We start from the raw sequence: 21,276 nt of genomic DNA, 5'->3' as shown, positions 1-21,276 counted from the left end.
TTTCCTATTTAAAAAATGCTGTACCAATTCGAACAAAAGTTGAGCCACACTGAATCGCTTCTTTAAAATCACGACTCATTCCCATACTTAATTCTGTCATTGGCATATTGGGGAGTTCTTGTTCACGAATATATTGTTGCAACTCTTGCGTTTCTTTAAAGATTTTTTGCAACTCTTCTGTTTGAGCGTCAAACGGAGCCATGGTCATGAGACCAACATACTCTATTTGATCTAAGCTAGACAGATCTTGTAAGACTGTCAATAATTCTTCTTTTGAAAAACCGTGCTTGCTTTCCTCTCCAGAAATATTGACCTGCAAAAAACATTTAACCTTACGATTGGCGCGTTTTTGAATTTCTTGAGCTAATTTCAAAGAATCTAAAGCGTGAAAATAATCAACATACGGAATAATATCCTTCACTTTTCTTCTTTGTAAACTACCAATCAAATGCCAAGTAATATTTTTATCACTTAAAGCATGATACTTTTCAAGAAATTTGTCGACACGATTTTCACCGATGTGCTTGACTCCTTGGTCAATCAAATTAGCCGCAGTTGCAATATCAACATATTTTGTTACAGCAATTACAGAAACCGAACCATCTTCACGGCCGGTTTCTTGAATTGCTTTGGTAACCTGTTGAAACACTTGATTCGTATTTTCTTTTAAATCCATCTCAATTAATTAACGGTTTTTAAAAAATGGTGGTGTTTCCAACTCATCATCGTCAGAACTTGGTGTTTCAAAACGTTCAACTGGAGATACGACTGATTCCCCTTGACGAACAATTGAGTCACGTCTTAAGTCCCAATCACCAAAAGCAGATGCTTTTGGTGCTTCAGTTTGACGTTGTGAAGGAGTTGGAAGCTCAGCTGTCTCTGCTAAATCAAAATTGCGGTCATAAGCATGAGTGTGACCAGTTCTTACTGGTTCACGGAATGACGCTTGTCTTGGTTGTGGTGCTACCACTTTTTCGACTGCATCTTGACGAACTCCAGTTGCAACAACAGTCACACGGATTTCATCTTTCATTGATTCGTCGATTGAAGTACCGAGCCAGATATTTACACCATGGCCAGCAGCTTGGTTTACGATTTCTGAAGCTTCTTCCGCTTCAATCAAAGTCATATCCAAACCACCAGTTACGTTAACAATGACATCTTCTGCTCCATCGATTGTTGTTTCAAGAAGTGGTGAGTAGATAGCTTTACGAGCTGCTTCAATAACGCGCTCTTCTCCACTACCGATACCGATACCCATAAGAGCATTTCCTTTGTTTGCCATTACTGTCTTCACGTCTGCAAAGTCTAAGTTGATCAAACCAGGATTTGTAATCAAATCTGTAATTCCTTGAACACCTTGACGAAGAACATTATCTGCTTCAGACAAAGCTTCAAGAAGCGGAGTCTTCTTATCAACGATTTCTAACAAGTTATTGTTTGAAATAATCAAGAGAGTATCAACGTGTTCGCGAAGTTCGTTGATCCCTTCGACTGCGAATTGACCACGTTTGCTTCCTTCGAAACCGAATGGGCGTGTCACTACACCGACAGTCAAAGCGCCTAGACCTTTTGCAATACGAGCGATAACTGGTGCAGCACCTGTACCAGAACCACCACCCATACCAGCAGTGATGAAGACCATATCTGCACCACTGATAGCTTCAGTAATTACTTCTTCGCTTTCTTCAGCAGCCTTACGACCAACTTCAGGCTGTCCTCCAGCACCAAGTCCACGAGTTAATTTTGGACCAAGTTGGATAACTGTTTCAGCTTTTGTACTGCTCAAGGCCTGTACATCTGTGTTGGCCGCGATGAATTCAACACCTGAAACACCTTCGTCAACCATGCGGTTGATGGCGTTTCCTCCACCACCACCGACACCAATTACTTTAATTACTGCACCTTGTGCTGCTGCTGTATCAAATGAAAATGTCATATTTTATTCCTCTATCCTATTCATCAAACATGCTTCCGATTAAGCTACGGAATCGTTCAGTCAATTTTGGTTTTTCTTCTGATTGATTTGGAAGTGTTGAGTCAACAGCATAAGTTGGTTCAACTGAATCAGTTGATGTCGTCCCAAATACTGAACGTTGAGAAGCTGCAGGTTTCTCCTGACTTGGAGTCCTAAAGTCAATTGGTTGTTGACGTAAAATTTGATCTCCACTGATTGCTTGTTGAGCCAAAATATTAACTTCTGTAAGGCTTCCAGCATATTCAGACAAACTAATCACATGCGCAAATGCAGGATTGCGGATACCTACTTGGTTTGGCACGTAAAGTTTCACACGTACTCCAAGCACTTCTTGGGCAAGTTCAACAACGCCTGGAAGAATGGCATTCCCACCAATCAGAGCGATACCACCTGGCAAGTCTAACAAATGTCTTCTTTCCAAATCTTGTTTAATTTGTTCAAAAATATGTTTTAATCTAGCTGAGATGATTTGAGCCAAGTACTCTTCTGTAACTTCAACAGGTTCTACTTCCCCAATAACTTCAACTTGGAATGTTTCTTTGCTTGCAAGTTGTGGATAAGCTTCACCATAATTGAGTTTCAAGCCTTCTGCAATCTTCTTAGAAGTTTTAAGAACTTTTGAGATGTCTTTTGTGACGTAATCGCCACCTTCTTGGTATACATTTGTGTATTGAAGCTCTTGGTTACGGATTGTCGCAACACTTGTTTGACCACCACCCATATCGATAACAGTCGCTCCAAATTCACGTTCACCTTCATTCAAAACAGATTGAACGATAGCAAGCGGTGAAATAATCACATTTTCAACTTGAATTCCAACACGTTCAACAGTCTTACGAAGATTGTGCAAAATAGTTCTTGGACCTGTGTAGAGTAGTCCACGCATTTCCAAACGAACACCCATCATACCACGAGGATCACGAATACCTTGGAAACCGTCAACCACAAATTCTTCTGGCACAAAAGTGATTACTTCGCGATCTGGCGTCATGCTCTTTGTCAAAGCAGATTTAACAACATTTCCAACGTCTTGATCTGTAATTTCTTTTGTGTCTGATGTTACAGGAATCATTCCTTGAGTCGGCTCAACCTGCAACAAGTTCGCTGGAAGCCCAACGTTTACAGACTTGATTGAAATTCCTGCTTTTTCTTCCGCTTGAGAAATAGCAGATTTGATAGCCGTCGCTGCGGCTTCGATGTCAACGATAATTCCATCCTTGACACCTTTACTTTTGGCGTTGCTAACGCCGATTACATTTACTTCACCATCTACAAGCTCAGCAACTAACACTTTAATAGAGCTTGTCCCGATATCTAAGCCTGTAAAGAAACCATTTCTAGTCATTACATCGCGTCCTCTCTGTCCTCCAAGTTTCACACTTTGATTTTTAACAGCTACAAGAAGGCATAGCTATTCACAGAATATTATATCACAAAAATCCAATTCGTGCCTAATTTTTTATGATTTTATCGAAGGTTTTTCATAAAATTTATTTTATCATTCCATTTCGAGTGCTGGTTTCACTATTTTTCTCTAAAACAAAGTATAAATTTCTAATTATCTTTTTATATTTTCTTAAATGCTCGTAAAGCCTTATTCTATGTGCTTTCGAGTATTTTTACTGTAGGAAGATACTTCACGTTTCTTTGCATATTTCCTCATGTCTTAGCTGTCAGAAGTGGTAAATAAGTAGTAAATTCATTTGTACTACTAAGCAACAAGACGCTCCTGTTGCTTCTCTTTATTCAAGCGTTTCATTTCTGCCATTGCAGAATCGAATGTTGCATGTGCGTAATAGTTCAGCGTCATGGCTATATTAGCATGTCCCATAATGTACTGTAATGCCTTTGGATTCATTCCTGCATTTGCATAGTTGGTACAGAATGTATGTCGCAAACTATGTGGAGTGATGTGTGGCAATTTATCCTCGTTATACTTATTGTATTTCTTAACAAGACCTTTCATCATGCCGTTGTAATCACTTGCCACTTTTGGATAGTTCTTTCTATTAAGAAAGAGGAAATCACTATATCCATCAATCTCAACACGCTTATCATTCTTTCGATTCGCTAACACTCGCTTAAATGCTTGATAGGCTTCTTCAACCATAGGAACTTGACGTTCGCCACTTTTGGTCTTTGGTGTTTCAATGTAGTACCCAATTTCAGTATCTCTCAATAGCTGATGGTCTATATTGACAAGACGATTCTCAAAATCTAAATCTGGAAGTGTCAAACCACCAAACTCTGAAATACGAAGACCTGTTTTTAAGAGTATCAGAATTTCATCATAATTTTTGCTGTAGGTTTTATCAGCTTTTGCAAAGGCTAACAGTTTTTCTTCCTGTTCTTCTGTTAGTACGGTCTTAGGGACAGTATCATCATCAAGAACTGCTTTCAGTTGAAAGTCAAATGGATTCTTCCGAACACAATCATCTTGTATAGCAATATAGAATGAAGCCTTTAAAGAACGTTTGTAGTTATTGATGGTTTGATAAGCATAACCATTTTCACTCATTCTAATAGCCCATTCTTTAGCGTCTGATGGCTTAATACTGTCAATACTTCTTACACCTAACTTGTCTTTCTTCAAAATATCCATAAGATATTTGCGTCCAGTTTCAGTGTTTTTTCTAACCTTTGGTCTTTGAGCGTTCTGTTTTGCGTAAAGCTGGCAGAGTGTCATTTTCTTTCCTACAACATCAATACCATCATGAATGTCTTTCTGTAACTCTGCGATTTTCTCTCTAAGTGAGATACAATCACGCTTTCCTGCTGGTACTCGGTCTGTAGCCACAAGTTTCCACGAGTAAACAAATTGCGGTTCTCCAAATGAATCTATATATTTGTATAAGTATCTTCCGTCTTTTCGTTGGCTCTCTCCAGTCTTTAAGATTCGACCTTTATTGTCACGTCTTTTTTCTGACATGGCATTTGCTCCTTTCCTTTATGGAAAGAGCCTTGATACGACTTAATACTATTTTATCATATACAAGACCCTTTGGCGACGCTAGATTGCGTCCAATGTATCTATAATTTTTTCAAATTGTTTTCGTTTAATCTGAATACGATTGCCATTCATAATCAGCCAATTTGCATTTTTATTTTCCTCTGCCAAGCGTCGTAGCTTGTTTTCGCCAATACGAAAATATTTTGACGCTTCTTCAATGGTTAGGGTATAACGTTCCCAAATAGGAATGTCAGTCTGCTTCATAAAATCCTCCTTTCCAAATCACTTATTTGGATTTCATAAAAGTTGTTTTACCAGCAATCGAACAGCTTTAGCAAAGCTCACGGGAGTTCCACCCCTGCATGGTTCTCATGTAGCCATACTCATTGCCTGCGACGGTTTTATCACGCTCGGACTATTGACTGTATGGGAGTATCATTATCACGATAAGAATGTCGTTGCAGGCAATCCTGCTAAAGATTGCTTCTCGGATCACTAACATGAATCGCTCGCTATCTTTATAAGATAGGTCATGGCGGTTAGTTCCGTTGGCTCTTTTCTTATCGAAACGTATTCGATTACTTTTATTCAGTTTTCAAAGAACAATGGCTCGTTAGCCTATCAAAACACATTGAAAGCTCAATATGCTTTGGTGGAATAACAAACCTCCCTGTTCGGGAAGCGTGGAATGGTTTAGCACGCTTCCACGAAAGGAGAGAGGATATTACTTAATTTCAAATGACAAAATCTTTGTAATCAGTCTGGTTTCCATTCTTCCACGTAAGACTTCATCAACGACCATACTTTGATTGCCATATTCATCTTTCATAAGTCGTAGGGAACGCTTCGTTATGTACCCTCTGTAATGATGTAGAATCTGGTTAATCGCTTCGGTATCGCCATCTGTTGCCTTTACAATGAGAGGAAAGGGAATCATAGGATATTGTGTTTTCATTCTTCAAATTCCTCCATAAACTTTTTAATTAAGGCTAGTCCACTGGTTCTATGCCGATAGACAGTAGAACGGTTCAATTTCAACAGGTCTGCAATTTCTGAATCGCTCATGTCCATAAAGTAAAACAGCAGTAGAATTTCACGTTTCTTGTCTGGCAACTCACGTAATGCTTCACTCAACAAATCATTTTCAACGCCTACTGATAACCCATTGAGTGTAAAAATCTGAAAGTCAGTTGAATAGTTATCTGTTGTCGCAAACTGGCTAACAAGATAATCGCCAACATCCGAAAAGGACACCTCACGCTTTGCAATCCTTGAAAGATAAAGCATATAATTCTTTCGCTCGTCTTCCATAGCACGTTTACAGATATAGTCAAACTGATTTTCTATTGTGGTCTGAAAAGAAGATGGTTTCATGTTTCTCACCCCCTTTCTGTCTAGGAAAGGAAGTGAGCCTTGCTCGTTTATCTCCTTTCACTCTTAGTCCCAATGTGAAAGGGGGATTTGTTGCATTACTGATAAATAAACTTTGTAAAAAAGTTCTGAATAGCCAAAAAAGCATATAAACAGATTTATTTCTCTGTTTACATGCTTCTGTTATTCTATCTATATGATTTATAAAACCACATTGGTGGACGTACTTATCTATTGCAGATAGACGACTTTTTTTGACAAGAACCCAATGTAAGGAAATTTATTGTATATGATGTACTTCATGGCGACGTTGACCTCCAACAAACCGCCATTTGGAAGTAATATACAATATTTTAACAGCGTAAATAGCACTACCATATAACGGTTTTTTTTATTGGCGTTTAGTAGTGCTTTTTATTAAATATAAACCTATAAACCATATAACACGTTTTTCTATACCTGTTTTTAATTCAGTAGGAACAATAAAATGTATAGAGGTGGTCTACTATGCGTAAAAAAGAAGATAAATATGATTTTAGAGCCTTTGGTTTAGCCATTAAAGAAGCTCGATTGAAACGAGGTTTAACTCGTGAACAAGTGGGAGCATTGATTGAAATTGACCCACGGTACTTAACTAATATTGAAAATAAAGGGCAACACCCCAGCATACAAGTTCTTTATGACCTTGTATCGTTACTTCATGTTTCCGTTGATGAATTTTTCTTACCTGCTAATAACTTGGTAAAAAGCACCCGACGATTACAGATAGAGAAATACATGGATAGCTTTACAGACAAAGAACTATCCTTAATGGAATCTTTAGCCAGCGGTATCAACGAAGCAAGAAACATCGAAGACTAATTAAAAGAATCCATACATAACGGAAAGAGCCGATAAAATGAGATTGTATTAATCTCATTTTATCGGCTCTGCGTCTTTGCGTCTGGCTCTGTAATCACAGTTACTTTGAACTGCTTTATTTCAATTAAATTTTCTTGTCTGCATTTCGGACAATAGAGGGGGAATTTTTTTAATTCAGTATCTTCCCTTATCTTTAATCGTGTTTTATTTCCACATACAGGACACAATATCCACTTGTAGTTTATAATAACTATCTCCTCCTTTACACTTTAATTCAAATCTTTATTAAAAAATATTTCATCTTATTTAACAAGAAACCATATTTATATAACAACATAAAATACACTAAGTTATTTTATTGAACATATATCGTACTTTATCTATCCGACTATTTGGACGACGGGGCTGGCAAACAGGTTCACCGGTAGTAACATGGTACCCTTTTAACTCTGTTAAACAAACACTACGTCCATTTGTAAAGAAAGTTAAATCACTACGATATTCTTGAATACACCGAGCAGGGATTTCTCCACTAAGAATGACCTCATTATTTTTCAATTGAGTGTCTACGATGTTCGCACAATATTTAGGAGCATCGTTGTATGCTCGTGAAAGATATTCCTGTGGCGCATAAATTTTAAAACTAAGATATGGCTCTAACAATTCTGTTCCAGCTTTTTTTAAGACTTGTTCCAATACAATAGGAGCAAGCATCCGAAAATCTGCTGGGGTACTAACAGGGCTATAGTATAAGCCATACTTAAAACAGATTTTACAATCCGTCACATTCCAACCATATAATCCTTGTTCGCAACCATAGCGTATCCCTTCCATAACTGCATTTTGAAATGATTGATTTAAGTATCCAAGAGAAACCGAGCTCTCATACTGCATTCCACTTCCCAACGGAAGCGGTGATACAGATAAACCAATGGAAGCCCAGAAAGGATTTGGCGGCACTTCGATGTGAATGGTATATTCTGCATTTTTTAACGGTCTCTCCATATAAATGACTGTAGGCTCTTTTAGTTCTATCTCCACATGATACTTTTCTTGCAACAGTGCACTAATCACTTCCATTTGTACTTTCCCTAAGAAAGAAAGTATAATTTCATGTGTCGTAGAATCCACGTAATATCGTAGAAGCGGATCACTATCTGAGATTTCCAAAAGGGCATCAAGCAACATTTCTCTCTGTTCAGGTTTACTCGGTTCAACAGTTGTTTGTAGTAGAGGGTGCGGATTTTCAATCTTTTTTCTCTGTGGCAATAGTTTTGTATCTCCAAGAACACTATTTAACTTCAAAAACTCATTTTGCAAAATAACAATTTCTCCAGAATAAGCTCTATCAATCTTACATAATTCACCATTTATTGAAGTATACATTTCTGTAACTTTTATTTTTTCTTTTTCTGATACTCTAACCGAATCTCGTAAATGTAGTACTCCACTATAAAGGCGTATATATGCAAGACGTTGTCTTTTTTTTGTATATTCAATTTTGAAAACATTTCCGCAAAGTTCAGACGGACCTCGATGTGTTGATGAATAAAATTTATTCGTAATCACTTCTATAAGGTTATCAATCCCTATATTGTTTTTTGCACTTCCGTGATAAACAGGGAACAGGGAACAATTATGAAATCTTATGCTTTCCTCTTGTTCGAGTTCCAATGCTTCTAATGATTTACCGGACATATATTTCTCTAAAAGGTCATCGTTTCCCTCTATTACCGTATCCCATTGTTCAGATTCGGTAAAGTTCGTCACACACATATTAGGATACAGTTCTACCTTCTGTTTGATTACAATTTCGGCAGAAAGTTTCTCTTTAATATCCTGATAAACCGTTGATAAATCAATTCCATTTTGGTCAATCTTATTGATAAAAAAGATTGTGGGAATCCCCATTTTCCTAAGTGCATGAAATAATATACGAGTTTGTGCTTGTACGCCATCTTTTGCAGAAATCAGTAGAATTGCCCCATCTAAAACTGATAATGAACGATATACTTCTGCTAAGAAATCCATATGTCCTGGCGTGTCTATGATGTTCACCTTCGTATTTTCCCACTGAAAAGAGGTTATTCCTGTCTGAATTGTAATTCCTCTCTGACGTTCTAAAAGCGTATTATCCGTCCTCGTTGTACCTTTGTCCACGCTTCCTAATTCTGTAATCGCTCCACTGTTATATAATAAGCTTTCTGTTAAGGTAGTTTTTCCTGCATCAACATGAGCTAAAACTCCAATATTAATAATTTTCATGTGATTTTCCTCCATTCAAAAACCCAAAAGGGCATAAAAATCCCAGTGATAAATACTTTTATCACTGGGATTTTTATGCATAACCATAGGTATACAAAGCATACAGATATTCTCTGGATACTTTAGAATCACATGATAAAGGTATTCTTAAACTGGGTACAAAAAACTAAGCCCTCCTAAAAAAGGACATCTAATTATTTGTTCCCGCTATCAAATTGACAGTTTATTTAAGAATACCTTGCCGCATATTTATTAACTCCTTTTAAATAGTCACTTAAATAATAGCACGTAAGAGCATATTTGTAAAGGAATCTCCAATTTTTTATCAAAAAGAGTACATGATTACAAAGTATCTGTAATCATGTACCAATATTTGTTATTTTACAATCTTCCAATTACTCCCGTTCTTTTCAAGTACCAAATCAAATTGAGATACCTGCGTTGCTTTGGTCTGCTGGTCGATATACTCCACTGTCAGCGATACCGTGACTTGATTATCCTTACGATTGTGAATAGGATTTACCAGTTCTTGAAAGATGTACTCTTTTCCGATTGGTTTTAATATCCCGTCATTCACATAGTAGGAAAGTTCACTGGCTGTCGCTGTAGGATAGAGCTTGAAGAACGTCGTTAAAAACTCATTGATTTCATTGGTTGTAATGGAATCAACCGTCCCCTCACTTTCAATGGCTTTTGGTTTATAACTTGATTTCTTAGGTATGTTGGTAATGGTCGGATTCTTAACCAGTACCATATTTCCAGAACCATCTACATAGACACTCACTATATAAGCAGAGTGGACGGTCTTTGTATTTTCTCCCTCTGTAATGAGCTGGTCTACACTGTAGGTTACATTAAACTCATTGTCGCCAGTTGGCTCTACCGTCCATATCTGAAATCCTCTTACAGAAGACGATACAGGAATATCTTTGCGTACTGTATCAACATTGAGAGCTTGAAGTTCATCTGTCAGATAGCCTTTTAGACTTTCCATTCGATTATCAATGGACTTATCGGATTGCTCCCATGAATAGTAGACTTTCGCAAAGTTCTCTACAAAATTTTCTACATGATGAGTATCAACGTATTCCTTTTCTATGATAGTTGTTTCGTGAATAGTATGAGTATCTATAGCTGTAAAGTGCTTGAATATCGCAAAGCTGAAACTAAGCCCTAAAAGTACCCACAAGGCAATCACAACCTTTTTATGAGGATTGACCTTATAGACACGAGGTTTCTTTTCCTTTGGTATCTGTTTTTCTTTATTCTGATTTTTTCTAAATTTCATCATTAAATCTTCCTTTCTCATTGTTTGATTCGTCCTGCTTCCACTAAATGCTGTTGCCAGTAGGGGCTTGTTAAGTCGGCATAACCGATTGGGTCGCCTGCATGAAACATACGGTTATTGCCAAGGTATATCCCAACATGAGTAATATAAGAGCCAGCGTTATAGGTAGAATGAAAGAAAACCAAATCGCCAGCTTGTGCTTCCGATAGTGGGATATGCTGGGTCACATCATATTGCTGTTGTGCGGTTCGTGGTAAGTTAATTCCAGCTTTTCCATACGTCCATTGTGTCAATCCGCTACAATCAAAAGAAGTAGTCGGGGAAGCTCCACCGTAAACGTATCGCCAGCCCTCATATTTCAGTGCTTCGTCCATGATGGCTTGTACCGTATCATCATCAAACTCTGTTGTGACAAGATACTGCGTTACCAGTTGCACATAAAACATATTGCCATAGTTGTATCGCCAGCCCCCATTGATAGGTATGGCTATGGGATTGGGGTAAGACACTTTTTCGCCACCTGAATACTCTTTTGAGAAACTTTGAGCCAGTTCAAAGGTATATTTATTTCCACGATTAGCCACATACCCTAAGAAACCACCACCATAATTGTAGGACTGGATAACCGATTCTAAATCTACACTGAGCCTTTCGCTACTGGCTAATAATTCACTGAAATACTTCACACCTTGCTTAATGGATTCTTCTGTACTCAATGAATTAGGTGGAAGACCGAGGGATTCCGAGGACTGCATAACATCTTCCGCAGTACCGCCCGATTCCACCTGTATAATCGCAAGAAGTATGTTGACATATTCTTCAACGCCATATTCTTTGGCATATTTTTCTACCATAGGCTTATGAGCCAGCACTTCTGCGGAAACATTCACACCTCCATAATGAATATTGGAAATTCCGCTGTCCTGTTCATCTGAAAATAAAATGGCAACAAACAGAAGCAGTGAGAAGACCATCAAGAATAATCCAGAACCACCAATCACTAAAGTTTTCAACTTCATGGTTTCTTACCGACTTTCTTAATGGTGGCGGTTTTGATTGGTGGTCTACTTCTTGTATTTTGTAGTGGTACTCTTTGAACAGTAGACGGACGTTCTTTTGTGATTGGACGTTGTGAAGTTCTATCTGCTGTAGTGGTTGAAGTTGCTGGCTTTTGAACGGTTTTTTCTTGAACGGTATTGCCTTGGCGTTCCACTTTTGGACTTGAAAAATCGGACTTAACTGCTGGACGCTCTTGTTTGGCTTGTTGAGATTCCTTATATGAAGTCTGAATATTAGACTGTTTTGAGGTCTGTTCATCATGATATTGTTCTTGTCTTGTAGTCGGTCTTTCATGAACAGAAGAAGCAGGCTGTTTTTTCTGTTTGACCTGTTCCATTTCAGAGCGACGCTTCGCAATGGTTTTTCGCCTTTGTTCCTGCTGTTCCTTGCGTCCACTGGCTCTGTCCGCTTTGGTTTGAGAAATACTACTGGTTAAATCACGGACATTCTCTTTTACTTTGGATTTTCCTTGATATACTGCATATCTTGCATTGGTCGGCAAATCTTTAACCTGTTCTTTCAAACCACTAGCAGTGTCTACCATTCTGTCTTTGGTATCAGCTACTGTACCGATGGTTTGACCGATACGTTTTCCAAGTGTTGATTTTTCCTTTCCGTCTGGTCGGGAGTGATCTGCTTGTGTCCTTGCAGAACTCCCCGAACCCGACTGTCCTTTTTTACCTGTAACAATGGCAGACCCAGCCCCTAGAGTAGTCATGGAACGTCCAAGTTTCCGCTGTAGACGGTGCATGTGAGCGTGCATAAGCATACGAGGTTTTCTCATCACACGACTTCCCACACTTTGAGAATCGTTACTCTGTAGAGAAAACATACTCATTAAATCGCCCAGCTTGAAGTAGATTCCTGCAAAGGTCACAATCTGTAGAAAAGCAATCAAAAAGAACGGATAACCAGCCGATAAGGTATAGAGCATGGTTGAAATACTAAATGCTGTCGTAATAATCAATGTGATTCCAGCTCGTGTCAAAATGGTATTAAAGAGCTTTGTTATGGCTCGTTTTGACATACCATCAAATGATGGAATCATGCTTAAAATAAAGCTCACAGGCAGAAACATAGCATAGATGATAAAAAGTACCTGCGAGAAAATCATGATTCCTGTTAATAGGAATACAAATATGGAAATCCCAATATTGAAGACAAATAGGAAGAAGACTGTACCTAAACGGTTAATGGTCTTTGTAATGGTTAGATTGGTATTGCTTCTGTCTTCAATTTCTTCCGCAACAATTTTTTCTCTGTCTTCGCCATTGTTGGAATCTGGGCTGGTGGAGAGCAGGCTTTCCACACGGTCAATACCGATACTTTCAATGTCTGAACTGTTGTATTGAAGCAGTAGCCACGGTTGCTGAACCTGTATGGAAAACAGGCTATCTCTGATTAAGTCCACGCTGTCCTTGCCTTGACTATCGGAATGGGGCATGACAATCTTCGTGCCAAGTGATAAACTGGCATTACTGATGTCTGATGAAAAGTCATTGATTTTTTTAATGTAGTCGGGAGCGTAGGCAATAAAGGAAGCCGATAGGATAAACACCAGCACAAAATTCATAATGGCATGAATTGCCTTTGTGGTTTCTCTCTTTATCAGTCCCGTATAGGCAACATAAACCCCAAGAACCAAAATCAAGAGTAAGAGGAATCCAACATAGAAACCCTCTGTTGAAAATCCGTTTGCACTCACACCAGCTAAGGTCTGCATATTCTTACCAATGGAATCTGCTGTAGCGGAAATGAAGTCTAAGGAATAGGCTTCCTGTACTAAGTAACCTGTCGCATTGGAAACATACAAACTGATTGTCCAAATAAAATTGGTAATGGCATATAGTCCATACATGACCTGTTTTCCAATCCCGTCCGACCAGTTCCACGGAAGCCAGCCCCAGCTATTATCCACATAAAAATCCAGTTGATAGTTTTCAAGTGGGTATCGGCTGTATTCATTTGCCACATTGACCGTATCATCTACCAAGCCCGCAGCTTGAACCACCGTTCCCAGCATGGCTAAAAGAAAAATGGCAATCACAAGTGTGAAAGCCACTGTCATTGCCACTTTACCTAGACGTTTCAGCGTCCAGTTTGATTTTATTCTGTTTACTATTGATGGTTTCACATTTACACCTCTTTTCGCACAGGTGGTCTGGTATCAAAGGCATGGAGCAGTTCTTCAAATACAGGGTGGAACTGTATCACACCGACACGACCATATAAATCACTGATAAGGCATTGCCCGTTTTCCAAATCACGCAATCGCTTCTGATTGTTTTCGTCCTCTGGGTCTACACCAAAAAAGGCTAAGGTCTTTTTAATCTCGTTAAGGTCAGTGGAACGAAATGCAAATTTTAAGCCGAGGTTATTTTTCAGTTTTTCATCTAAGAGGTCGTCTGTATTTTGGGTCACGAAATATACCCCAGCGTTCATAGCACGACCAGCCCGAACCAGCTTCATAGATAGTGTTTTTCCTTGTGCTACCTGTAAAAAGCTCCATGCTTCGTCTAAATCTACAATCTTGAAAATGCTTCGGTCTGTATGGATAAAGTCTAAAGCAAAGGTACTAATGACAATCAGCATAGCAACGGATAAAAGCTCCATAGTGGTATATTCCTCAAAGGAAGTTTCCTTGTCGGGAAGTACCAAGTCCGCAACCTGTATAATGTTCAGTTGTTTTTCTAAGCTGATAGACTGCTCCACATAACCATTACTGAATAATAAATGTGCAAAGTCATAGTCTGTAAAACTTTCGATATGGTCGGCTATACTGGTACTTAGTGGCGTATTCTCAACCCGTAATTCCTCAATCACTTTCATCAACCCTCGTACTTCACTATTGGTTACTGCACGAATGGCTTTTCTAAGGATTGGGAAGCGTTCCCCATCACGAGAGGAAATCCCCGTAAGGAATGTCAGAATATCAATAGCCAGTGATTCAGAATCTTTGGGATTTTTCATAATCACATAAGGGTCAAGTAAGCCTTTGTTTTTCTCATCAGAAGTCAGAGTGACGATATTGATTTCATGGGAAATCTCTGGCAAGGTTTCTTTCCATCTGCCACGTTCTGCTTTTGGGTCTACAATCACTGCTTGTGCCCCATAAAGCACCGCATAATAGACGATAAGGTTATTCGCAAAGGATTTACCACCACCCAGCGAACCAACAAAAGCCGACGCTAACGCATTGGTTACTGAACCCTTAACCCCTTGACTGGCAAGAGCAGGTTTCAGATAGACATTGCGTCCAGTATCTAAGCTGTAGCCAACATAAATCCCCTCATTTTCCCCCAGCATTTGAGTAGCACCAAAACCTAAACCAGCGAGGAAATCAGAGGTCACGTATTGAATATAATCATTCATATAACGCTTGCTGGCAGGTAAAAATTCTTCATGTAAGCCGAGCATATCCCCAAATGGTCGTACCAGTTTTACGCTTAAATCGTCATAAAAATCTTTCACTTCATTACAACGACGTTTGAGTTCGTCAAGATCATTTGCTGATACCCTTACCACATAAGACAGCTTGTACATAGATTCCTTGCTTTGGTCTAAATTGGTTTCCAGCTCATTCACACTTTCCAGAGCTTCCGCCACATTGGAGCTGGTTTCATTATCACTTTGCCAAGCGTGGTTATCCAAGTCTTTCAGTTCTTTCTTTTTATTGCGGACAGTAGATAGGGCTTTACGATTCGCTACAATTTCCACATTCATTGACGTATCAATCGGGAATGTAAATTGCTGTTGCTGGTAGTAGAAGATTTCAGAGGACGGGAAGTCCAGTTCTCCGACAATGCTGTTAATGGTAAAGTAAGCTACATAGACGGTTTCATCTTCCTGCTGGATTTTCAAATATCGCTGTTTTTCTTCCACCAAACAGCGAGTAGGCTTAATCAAGTCATAGTATTTAATCAGCGTTTCATTATCCAGCTTTTTCTTTGATAGATGGTACTCATACTCTTCATAGGCAGTGCCTGTCTGTCCGTAAAGGTGTTCAATCAGATAGCCGAAGTCGTCCTTATCTAACCTGCGGATTTTGAAACGACGAGAGATTTTATTTTCTAAGAGCTTTTCCATCTTCTGAAAACGCAGGATTTCATCATTACTCATACTAACAAAATCGCCCATCAGCTTATGGTTCACATCATAGACAAAATCAGACAAAGCATTTTTTGCTTCAACGGTAAGACTTTTCATAGAAAACTCCTGATCGTTGAGAAGCAACTTAAAGCCGATAAAGAAACGGTAGTTCACTTGATTTTCGCCAATCATGGATATTAAAGCGTCTGTCTGTTGGTCGATTTTGTCATAGGCAACCGCTTTGAGCTTGCCAGTGACTTCATTTTTGGAACGCTCTTGTGCAGAACGTATGCTGGATTCTGTACTGATTTGTAAAGCATGAATTTTGCCATCACGATTTTGTGCGATAAGCTGTCTGAAAGAATCATGCACTTGTATTTTCTGTTCTGGACTTAGAAATGAGTAATTGTAAGGAACAAGCTCATAGTAAGCATAACATTCCCCGTCTTTATTCCAGACGAGATTGTTTTCAATGTATTTAATTGGATATGCCATAAAATTCACTCCTAACTGCTGTAATGGCTTCTTGTGGCTGGTTTCTGCCAAGCGTTACTTTTTTTCCTGCATAGGTCAGCTTTGGTCGCAGTGCATAAGCAATGACAGACTTCAAAAATCCATAAGGCTTTTTACCATCAAAAGTTTTTGTAGACATAAACCATGTGAAAGCCACAGGAATCCCAAAGTATTTGAGAAATGCTCCCTCTATCATGGAAAGAGGGGGCAAGTTGCCAAGTATCATCACTGCAAAGAGTGACACGACAAACCATGTCATTTGCGTAAAGGTTATGGGAAACGGAAGTCTAAAATCATTGATAGAATACAGTACCTTTTCCACAGACCAGATACTGGTATAGCTTCGTATTTTCTTCATGTAATCAATCCTTTCATAAAAAATAGGGGTAGCTGATTGAGCCACCCCGTAAAATAGAAAATCTGCCAGTAGTAATGTACCGACAGATTTAATAGACGATTTCAAAAATCCCATGATTGGTTGAGATAAACGTTCCTGAAAGGTCTAAATCCCGACCATAGGCTTGATAATCAATATAGTTTTGAAGACTAGCTGGTACTTCGCCTAAAGCACCCGTTTCTTCAATGTAGTAGCGTGCCACGTCATACATATCATCACAATCGGAATGAATGATAATATCCTCTTGATGTTCGCTTAGTTCTTCAATGCTTGAAAAATGAGTGAGCAGAGCAGATAGCTCCGATTGTAATTCTTCGGGTAATTCCGATACCATTTCCCATAGTCGATTGAGTTCGCCAATGGAAGTGTATTCGTCAACCGTAAAGGGTAACTCGTAGTCATGAATGGCGTATTCCTCATATTCATCATTCAAGCCGATTTTCTCTTTGACTTCCTCAAAGTCAATGGGAAAGGTAAACCACGCACCGACCAATTCACCCTCATTGTATTTGCCTAAATTCGCAATATAGACTTGCATATCGTCCATATATTCACGTCCTTTCTTTGTAGAGATTCAAAAATCCCTACCGCACTTCGTTTGGTGTACCATTCCTTTGCGGAACATAAGAAAACCACTTATATTCCACAAAAGAACGGTTTTATTTAAGCACCAATAATGCGATTGAATAGCTCTAGTAAAATGTCTTTTACTCCAGCAGCGTTGAAGACTAAGCCAACCGCAATAATCGCAATAATTAAAAAGCCAATCAGTTTGCTAAACTCACGCTTGAAGCCAAGATACAAGCCAATCACAACGATTGCTAAAAGCACCAGTGATTGAGCGTTTGATAGAAACCAGTTATAAAGGTTTTGTCCAAAATTCATAAAAATGTTCTCCTCTCTATATTCAATGAATTTGTATTTGAGTTATTTTTTTGTTGTTATCACGTCCTGTTCTTTTACTGACTGTTGCTTCAAAATCTGCTTGTGTCGGTCTGTCAGTTTCGCATGGTCGAGAATGTCTTTTACAACCTGCGTCTGGTTGATTTCATCAAGTTTAATCGCAACCTTTAAGGTCGGGGCAACTTGATGAGATAGCCAGTTCAGCGTCCTTTGGAAGGAGTAAGGCTCTGGTTTTGTGGTTAGTTTTAATCGTTCACGATTGTTCCCAATAAACCAAGCCCATTCTTCATTCAGTTTCCAATCAGAACGAGGTTTGGAATCGTCTTTATCTACAAAACGGATATACCGATTGATAATTTTAAAGGCGGTATGCTCTGGATTGTCATAGACGAGTAAATCACGGACTGCATAATAGGCACGCTCATTTTTCAATCGAATCTCAAAACGGTTTTTTACTTCTGCGTCTTCAATGGGAATATCATTTTTCTTGTACTGCTCGTAGTCCTTTTCATAGATACAGAAATAAACTTCACTTTGTAATGAACCGATATAGAGGGTGTTTCCCATACATTCCTTTTCCTCTTTGCGTACCAGTTCGCCACTGCGATAGCTTTTAAAACTGCGGAAGACGGAGATACATTCTTCCTGTTGGCACTTTTCAGTGAGTACAGGGATATTTAAAATCCCTGTCTTATCGTTAATGGCAAGGTCAAGGCGTTTCATCACACCGCCAGCCACCAAAACGTCCATAAAGAACTCATACCAGCTTCTTTGTTGTGCCAGAAGATAGCTTTCAAATTGTCTGCACCCACGACCTTTCAATTCCACCAGAACTCCTTTGTCCAGTTCATGGGAGCAAAGGACGAATATGTCGCCTAAAGCATAATGCTCTGAATAAGAATAGAAACCATAGTCCTCATGAAGAAAATAGGACAGTTTCAGTTGTAAGATGTTTTCGACCACCTGCTGTACGTCTGTTGTCGGAAAGCGAATTCTTACATAATCAAACAGCATTTCAAGGGGAGCGTCGGGATTGAAGCGTTCCAGAGCTTCCCAAAGGGACTGCTGTAAATCCTCTGATAGCTTGACTTTTCCTGTTTCAATATCGCTTAGATACTGCCTTGTAATACCAGTCGCAACAGCTAAACGGTTTTGAGATAGTCCATAAGCCAAGCGTTTTTCTTTTAAATGCTGTAACCAAGTTTGTTCATTCAGTAAAAATCCCTCCAATCAAAAAGGCGTATGTCAACTTTTAAAGCCCATTTGACATACGCTGAAATTTTGTAAATCCCTTGTAACCAAAGGATTTTCTAATGTTTTTTTGACTGTTTCCTGTCGATTTGTACCCCCCTGTTAGATACGGGGGGTTAAGTGCTGGCGTGGCTATTGCCACACCAGCCAGCAAGATCAGTCCACACCTGCGACTTCCGCTTCGCACGTCGCCTGCGTGGACTGTCTGCTGTTGGATAACTTTTTAATTTCCTCCAAGAAATCATATCCTTTTGGTACAAGGGGAGTATAAAACTCTGATATGACACTTGTTCCTACATCAACATAGCCACGACCTTTGATTCGCTTTAAGAAGAAATCCTTTTGTACGTCACTGCCAAACATCATGCCATAGCCCATTTCAGACATACGACCTAAAGCCACTCTGAAATTAAACTGATCACGGATTCCGTCGCCTAAATATTTTGCGTCTGGACGTTGACAAGCCAGTATTAGAAAGAAGCCAGCTTGACGACCTAACATGACAATCTGTTTCAGCTTATTCATAACTGCGGTGTTTTCTTTTGTTCCCAGCATTTCCATGAAAGCGACGTATTCATCAAAGATTAAGAAGTGTGCCGGGAGACCTAAGTAAGCATAATTTTTGCCAGTCTTATAGTTCTTCATCTGCTTCATTTCCTCACTACGTTTCATCATTTCTTCATAGAATGTTTCAATGCAAGAAAGCAAGTCTTCTTTTCTATAGTAGACATTTGCCATCACAGAACCTAAGTCCGCAAGATCAGCATTTTTCGGGTCAAGAATATACAGTTTTGAATCTGTATGAAGCAAGGCTTCAATCAGTGTCAGTATAAAGTAAGTTTTACCGCCACCTGTACCACCAGCAATCAACATATGAGGGAGCTTATCATATTCCCACCATACGTTTTTCATTAAGCGAAGTTTACCATCTTTAGCTTCTACTTCATCAATAGAAATACGACTGGCTATGGTGTCATAGAGCAAAGTATATTCCACATAGGAATCCTTTAACTCTTTATCCGTCAGCTCACAGTACAAGCCACTCTCTAATTTCTTTTCCAAGTGTAAGAGTTGGTCTTGATATTTTCCCAGCGTGATTTCCACCCGTATCTGTATCAAGCCATTTTTAAGTCGATAATACATTTTAGGGAAGTAGGTTATCTTTTCCTTTGTACGACCAGCACTATCTTTAAAGAAACCCTCTGTTTTGACCTGTTCAGATTCATACCACTTGTTTTCAAGTATCATCTTTGCCAGTTTTTGACGGTGGTAAAGTTGTTTAACCGTATCATAGCGAACCCGTTTGAATACAAACGCTACCAGCAAGCAGATAAGAATTGCGACACTGAAACTGATAATTAAATAGGGAATGTCAATCTTATCTGCTTGTGATAGGTTAAAATCCTGCCAGTTGATCTGCTGGATTGTCTTCACATGAAACAGTCCGACAACCAGCAGGAAAACAGGCAGGAGTGACGCTATCGTAAAATGAAAGACTAAATCTTTACCAGATGGGCGAATCCTTTTACCACGCTGTTTCATGCGAAAAAGTCTCCTTTCTACCTAGCGACTATTTGTCTTGTGTCGGTTCTTTCTTTGCTTGTGGTTGAGCTTTGAATGAACTAGAATCCTTTGTCAGCACAATATCGTCTGCCTTGATATACCAGTCAACATCTGCTCCTTGATAGGTGGCAGTAGCAACGGTGTCCGCAATGGGATTGATAAGTTCCACCCGTGCGTTATAATCAAACTCTTTCAAAGGCACGCTGGCAGGAATACTTACTTGAATCATGCGTCCTTGTCCTTTGGATTTTAAGTCATAGGTACGTTCCTTGATTTCATCTGAAACCGACCCGTCTTCATTTTGGATTCTCACTTCACGACGTAGAGCAGAGAATTTCAATTCTCCAAAAGTCGTGTCTTTATCTAATACAATGCCATTTGCTAATCTCATCATTTTTCCTCTCTTTCTTTATTCTTTTATCATGTCGTCAGCATGTAAAAGGTAATTTGTAAAACCACGAGTGCCGATTTTGTAGCCCTCTGCGGTAATACGTGGATTGACTAACTTCACACGTTCCTCAAAGCCGAAATGTTTTTCGCCAGCTTCAGCAGGAAGCACCACCACAATATCATCTGCTCTTTGAACATCAGAATAGAGATTATAGCTTCTTGATAAGACAGTTAGCCGTCCGTTGATTCTTCGCTGAACGACTTTATCCTCGCCAGCAAATTCTAAATTGCCGAATGTTTTTTCCATGTTGGGAATCACAAATTTAAGTTCCATATTTTTACCTATCCTTTCTTTTTTATTGGCTGAATGAATGTTTGATGGTCTTAAAGAGTGGGGA

General features: G+C 39.1%; 23 protein-coding genes and 2 pseudogenes. 2 read left to right on the top strand and 23 right to left on the bottom strand.

What is annotated here, in order from left to right:
• Positions 1-4: 4 nt before the first annotated feature.
• The 6 genes and pseudogenes from HMPREF3237_RS04155 to HMPREF3237_RS04135 all read right to left on the bottom strand — a co-directional run bounded on the left by HMPREF3237_RS04155 (position 5) and on the right by HMPREF3237_RS04135 (position 5,192).
• Positions 5-676 carry a YggS family pyridoxal phosphate-dependent enzyme gene (locus tag HMPREF3237_RS04155; RefSeq protein ID WP_070888932.1) on the bottom strand — a complete coding sequence of 224 codons (672 nt, stop codon included), beginning with the start codon at positions 674-676 and terminating at the stop codon, positions 5-7.
• Positions 677-685: 9 nt separating this feature from the next.
• Positions 686-1,939: a cell division protein FtsZ gene (gene ftsZ / locus HMPREF3237_RS04150; RefSeq protein WP_006146382.1), complete on the bottom strand. Its 1,254-nt coding sequence runs from the start codon at positions 1,937-1,939 to the stop codon at positions 686-688.
• A 16-nt stretch (positions 1,940-1,955) separates the two neighbouring features.
• Positions 1,956-2,141, bottom strand: a complete 186-nt coding sequence (locus tag HMPREF3237_RS09155) for a hypothetical protein (protein ID WP_373879054.1) — start codon at positions 2,139-2,141, stop codon at positions 1,956-1,958.
• A pseudogene (gene ftsA, locus HMPREF3237_RS04145) lies at positions 2,132-3,323 on the bottom strand (cell division protein FtsA); the annotation flags it as partial. The pseudogene ftsA and the gene HMPREF3237_RS09155, both read right to left, overlap by 10 nt.
• Positions 3,324-3,689: 366 nt before the next feature.
• Positions 3,690-4,907, bottom strand: coding sequence for a tyrosine-type recombinase/integrase (locus tag HMPREF3237_RS04140; RefSeq protein ID WP_001291561.1), 1,218 nt, complete (start codon positions 4,905-4,907; stop codon positions 3,690-3,692).
• A gap of 81 nt (positions 4,908-4,988) precedes the next feature.
• The gene (locus tag HMPREF3237_RS04135) at positions 4,989-5,192 is read right to left on the bottom strand and encodes an excisionase (RefSeq protein ID WP_000814511.1); all 204 of its coding nucleotides are present in this window, start codon (positions 5,190-5,192) and stop codon (positions 4,989-4,991) included.
• On the opposite strand from HMPREF3237_RS04135, the gene HMPREF3237_RS09075 reads away from it, so the two are divergent.
• Complete coding sequence (locus HMPREF3237_RS09075; RefSeq protein ID WP_001845478.1) at positions 5,176-5,427, top strand: hypothetical protein; 252 nt, start codon at positions 5,176-5,178, stop codon at positions 5,425-5,427. The two genes, HMPREF3237_RS04135 and HMPREF3237_RS09075, sit on opposite strands and share 17 nt — an antisense overlap.
• A 225-nt stretch (positions 5,428-5,652) precedes the next feature.
• Here HMPREF3237_RS09075 and HMPREF3237_RS04130 read toward each other — a convergent pair whose 3' ends face one another.
• Positions 5,653-5,883, bottom strand: coding sequence for a helix-turn-helix domain-containing protein (locus tag HMPREF3237_RS04130; protein WP_000857133.1), 231 nt, complete (start codon positions 5,881-5,883; stop codon positions 5,653-5,655).
• On the bottom strand, positions 5,880-6,302 hold the full coding sequence (locus HMPREF3237_RS04125; protein ID WP_000804885.1) for a sigma-70 family RNA polymerase sigma factor: 423 nt from the start codon (positions 6,300-6,302) through the stop codon (positions 5,880-5,882). Before HMPREF3237_RS04125 ends, HMPREF3237_RS04130 begins: the two co-directional genes overlap by 4 nt.
• A gap of 504 nt (positions 6,303-6,806) precedes the next feature.
• Here HMPREF3237_RS04125 and HMPREF3237_RS04120 point away from each other — a divergent pair.
• Positions 6,807-7,160 (top strand): helix-turn-helix transcriptional regulator, encoded by a 354-nt coding sequence (locus tag HMPREF3237_RS04120; RefSeq protein WP_001227347.1) that lies wholly within the window; start codon positions 6,807-6,809, stop codon positions 7,158-7,160.
• Positions 7,161-7,219: 59 nt separating this feature from the next.
• Here the strand turns inward: HMPREF3237_RS04120 and HMPREF3237_RS08795 are convergent, their stop codons facing one another.
• From HMPREF3237_RS08795 to HMPREF3237_RS04060, 15 genes and pseudogenes are all read right to left on the bottom strand, one after another.
• Entirely contained in the window at positions 7,220-7,387 is a 168-nt protein-coding gene (locus tag HMPREF3237_RS08795; RefSeq protein ID WP_000336323.1) for a cysteine-rich KTR domain-containing protein, read from the bottom strand.
• Positions 7,388-7,505: 118 nt separating this feature from the next.
• Positions 7,506-9,425, bottom strand: coding sequence for a tetracycline resistance ribosomal protection protein Tet(M) (gene tet(M), locus HMPREF3237_RS04115; RefSeq protein ID WP_000691727.1), 1,920 nt, complete (start codon positions 9,423-9,425; stop codon positions 7,506-7,508).
• A gap of 15 nt (positions 9,426-9,440) precedes the next feature.
• A pseudogene (locus HMPREF3237_RS09150) lies at positions 9,441-9,488 on the bottom strand (hypothetical protein); the annotation flags it as partial.
• Between the two features lie 313 nt (positions 9,489-9,801).
• A complete protein-coding gene (locus HMPREF3237_RS04110; RefSeq protein ID WP_001224319.1) occupies positions 9,802-10,734 on the bottom strand; it encodes a conjugal transfer protein in 933 nt (310 codons plus the stop codon).
• Entirely contained in the window at positions 10,731-11,732 is a 1,002-nt protein-coding gene (locus tag HMPREF3237_RS04105) for a bifunctional lytic transglycosylase/C40 family peptidase (protein ID WP_070659532.1), read from the bottom strand. Before HMPREF3237_RS04105 ends, HMPREF3237_RS04110 begins: the two co-directional genes overlap by 4 nt.
• Positions 11,729-13,906, bottom strand: a complete 2,178-nt coding sequence (locus HMPREF3237_RS04100; protein ID WP_000804748.1) for a CD3337/EF1877 family mobilome membrane protein — start codon at positions 13,904-13,906, stop codon at positions 11,729-11,731. The genes HMPREF3237_RS04105 and HMPREF3237_RS04100 overlap by 4 nt, the downstream gene beginning before the upstream one ends.
• Before the next feature lie 2 nt (positions 13,907-13,908).
• Positions 13,909-16,356, bottom strand: a complete 2,448-nt coding sequence (locus tag HMPREF3237_RS04095; protein ID WP_000331160.1) for a conjugal transfer ATPase TcpF — start codon at positions 16,354-16,356, stop codon at positions 13,909-13,911.
• The gene (locus HMPREF3237_RS04090) at positions 16,340-16,732 is read right to left on the bottom strand and encodes a conjugal transfer protein (protein ID WP_000723888.1); all 393 of its coding nucleotides are present in this window, start codon (positions 16,730-16,732) and stop codon (positions 16,340-16,342) included. Before HMPREF3237_RS04090 ends, HMPREF3237_RS04095 begins: the two co-directional genes overlap by 17 nt.
• 88 nt (positions 16,733-16,820) lie before the next feature.
• Positions 16,821-17,318 carry an antirestriction protein ArdA gene (locus tag HMPREF3237_RS04085; RefSeq protein WP_000342539.1) on the bottom strand — a complete coding sequence of 166 codons (498 nt, stop codon included), beginning with the start codon at positions 17,316-17,318 and terminating at the stop codon, positions 16,821-16,823.
• Positions 17,319-17,434: 116 nt separating this feature from the next.
• The gene (locus HMPREF3237_RS04080; protein ID WP_001009056.1) at positions 17,435-17,656 is read right to left on the bottom strand and encodes a hypothetical protein; all 222 of its coding nucleotides are present in this window, start codon (positions 17,654-17,656) and stop codon (positions 17,435-17,437) included.
• Positions 17,657-17,698: 42 nt separating this feature from the next.
• On the bottom strand, positions 17,699-18,904 hold the full coding sequence (mobT, locus tag HMPREF3237_RS04075) for a MobT family relaxase (protein WP_070888930.1): 1,206 nt from the start codon (positions 18,902-18,904) through the stop codon (positions 17,699-17,701).
• A 22-nt stretch (positions 18,905-18,926) separates the two neighbouring features.
• Positions 18,927-19,079 carry a hypothetical protein gene (locus tag HMPREF3237_RS08785; protein WP_000879507.1) on the bottom strand — a complete coding sequence of 51 codons (153 nt, stop codon included), beginning with the start codon at positions 19,077-19,079 and terminating at the stop codon, positions 18,927-18,929.
• A 2-nt stretch (positions 19,080-19,081) separates the two neighbouring features.
• Positions 19,082-20,467, bottom strand: coding sequence for an FtsK/SpoIIIE domain-containing protein (locus HMPREF3237_RS04070; RefSeq protein ID WP_000813488.1), 1,386 nt, complete (start codon positions 20,465-20,467; stop codon positions 19,082-19,084).
• Positions 20,468-20,495: 28 nt separating this feature from the next.
• Positions 20,496-20,882, bottom strand: a complete 387-nt coding sequence (locus HMPREF3237_RS04065) for a YdcP family protein (RefSeq protein ID WP_000985015.1) — start codon at positions 20,880-20,882, stop codon at positions 20,496-20,498.
• A 15-nt stretch (positions 20,883-20,897) separates the two neighbouring features.
• On the bottom strand, positions 20,898-21,212 hold the full coding sequence (locus tag HMPREF3237_RS04060; RefSeq protein WP_000420682.1) for a YdcP family protein: 315 nt from the start codon (positions 21,210-21,212) through the stop codon (positions 20,898-20,900).
• Between the last annotated feature and the right edge of the window lie 64 nt (positions 21,213-21,276).

The sequence above is a fragment of the Streptococcus sp. HMSC34B10 genome (assembly GCF_001839505.1).
Lineage (GTDB): Bacteria > Bacillota > Bacilli > Lactobacillales > Streptococcaceae > Streptococcus > Streptococcus peroris.
Note: the sequence above shows the minus strand (reverse complement) of the source record. Positions and strands in the feature narration are given on the sequence as shown.

Coding starts and splice junctions, on each gene's coding strand:
- HMPREF3237_RS04120 (WP_001227347.1), top strand. CDS start 6,807: ATGCGTAAAAAAGAAGATAAATATGATTTTAGAGCCTTTGGTTTAGCC.
- ftsZ (WP_006146382.1), bottom strand. CDS start 1,939: ATGACATTTTCATTTGATACAGCAGCAGCACAAGGTGCAGTAATTAAA.
- HMPREF3237_RS04140 (WP_001291561.1), bottom strand. CDS start 4,907: ATGTCAGAAAAAAGACGTGACAATAAAGGTCGAATCTTAAAGACTGGA.
- HMPREF3237_RS04065 (WP_000985015.1), bottom strand. CDS start 20,882: ATGATGAGATTAGCAAATGGCATTGTATTAGATAAAGACACGACTTTT.
- HMPREF3237_RS04135 (WP_000814511.1), bottom strand. CDS start 5,192: ATGAAGCAGACTGACATTCCTATTTGGGAACGTTATACCCTAACCATT.
- HMPREF3237_RS04060 (WP_000420682.1), bottom strand. CDS start 21,212: ATGGAACTTAAATTTGTGATTCCCAACATGGAAAAAACATTCGGCAAT.
- HMPREF3237_RS04105 (WP_070659532.1), bottom strand. CDS start 11,732: ATGAAGTTGAAAACTTTAGTGATTGGTGGTTCTGGATTATTCTTGATG.
- HMPREF3237_RS04095 (WP_000331160.1), bottom strand. CDS start 16,356: ATGGCATATCCAATTAAATACATTGAAAACAATCTCGTCTGGAATAAA.
- HMPREF3237_RS04110 (WP_001224319.1), bottom strand. CDS start 10,734: ATGAGAAAGGAAGATTTAATGATGAAATTTAGAAAAAATCAGAATAAA.
- HMPREF3237_RS04090 (WP_000723888.1), bottom strand. CDS start 16,732: ATGAAGAAAATACGAAGCTATACCAGTATCTGGTCTGTGGAAAAGGTA.
- HMPREF3237_RS04130 (WP_000857133.1), bottom strand. CDS start 5,883: ATGAAAACACAATATCCTATGATTCCCTTTCCTCTCATTGTAAAGGCA.
- HMPREF3237_RS04085 (WP_000342539.1), bottom strand. CDS start 17,318: ATGGACGATATGCAAGTCTATATTGCGAATTTAGGCAAATACAATGAG.
- HMPREF3237_RS04070 (WP_000813488.1), bottom strand. CDS start 20,467: ATGAAACAGCGTGGTAAAAGGATTCGCCCATCTGGTAAAGATTTAGTC.
- HMPREF3237_RS04080 (WP_001009056.1), bottom strand. CDS start 17,656: ATGAATTTTGGACAAAACCTTTATAACTGGTTTCTATCAAACGCTCAA.
- HMPREF3237_RS09075 (WP_001845478.1), top strand. CDS start 5,176: ATGTCAGTCTGCTTCATAAAATCCTCCTTTCCAAATCACTTATTTGGA.
- HMPREF3237_RS04125 (WP_000804885.1), bottom strand. CDS start 6,302: ATGAAACCATCTTCTTTTCAGACCACAATAGAAAATCAGTTTGACTAT.
- HMPREF3237_RS04155 (WP_070888932.1), bottom strand. CDS start 676: ATGGATTTAAAAGAAAATACGAATCAAGTGTTTCAACAGGTTACCAAA.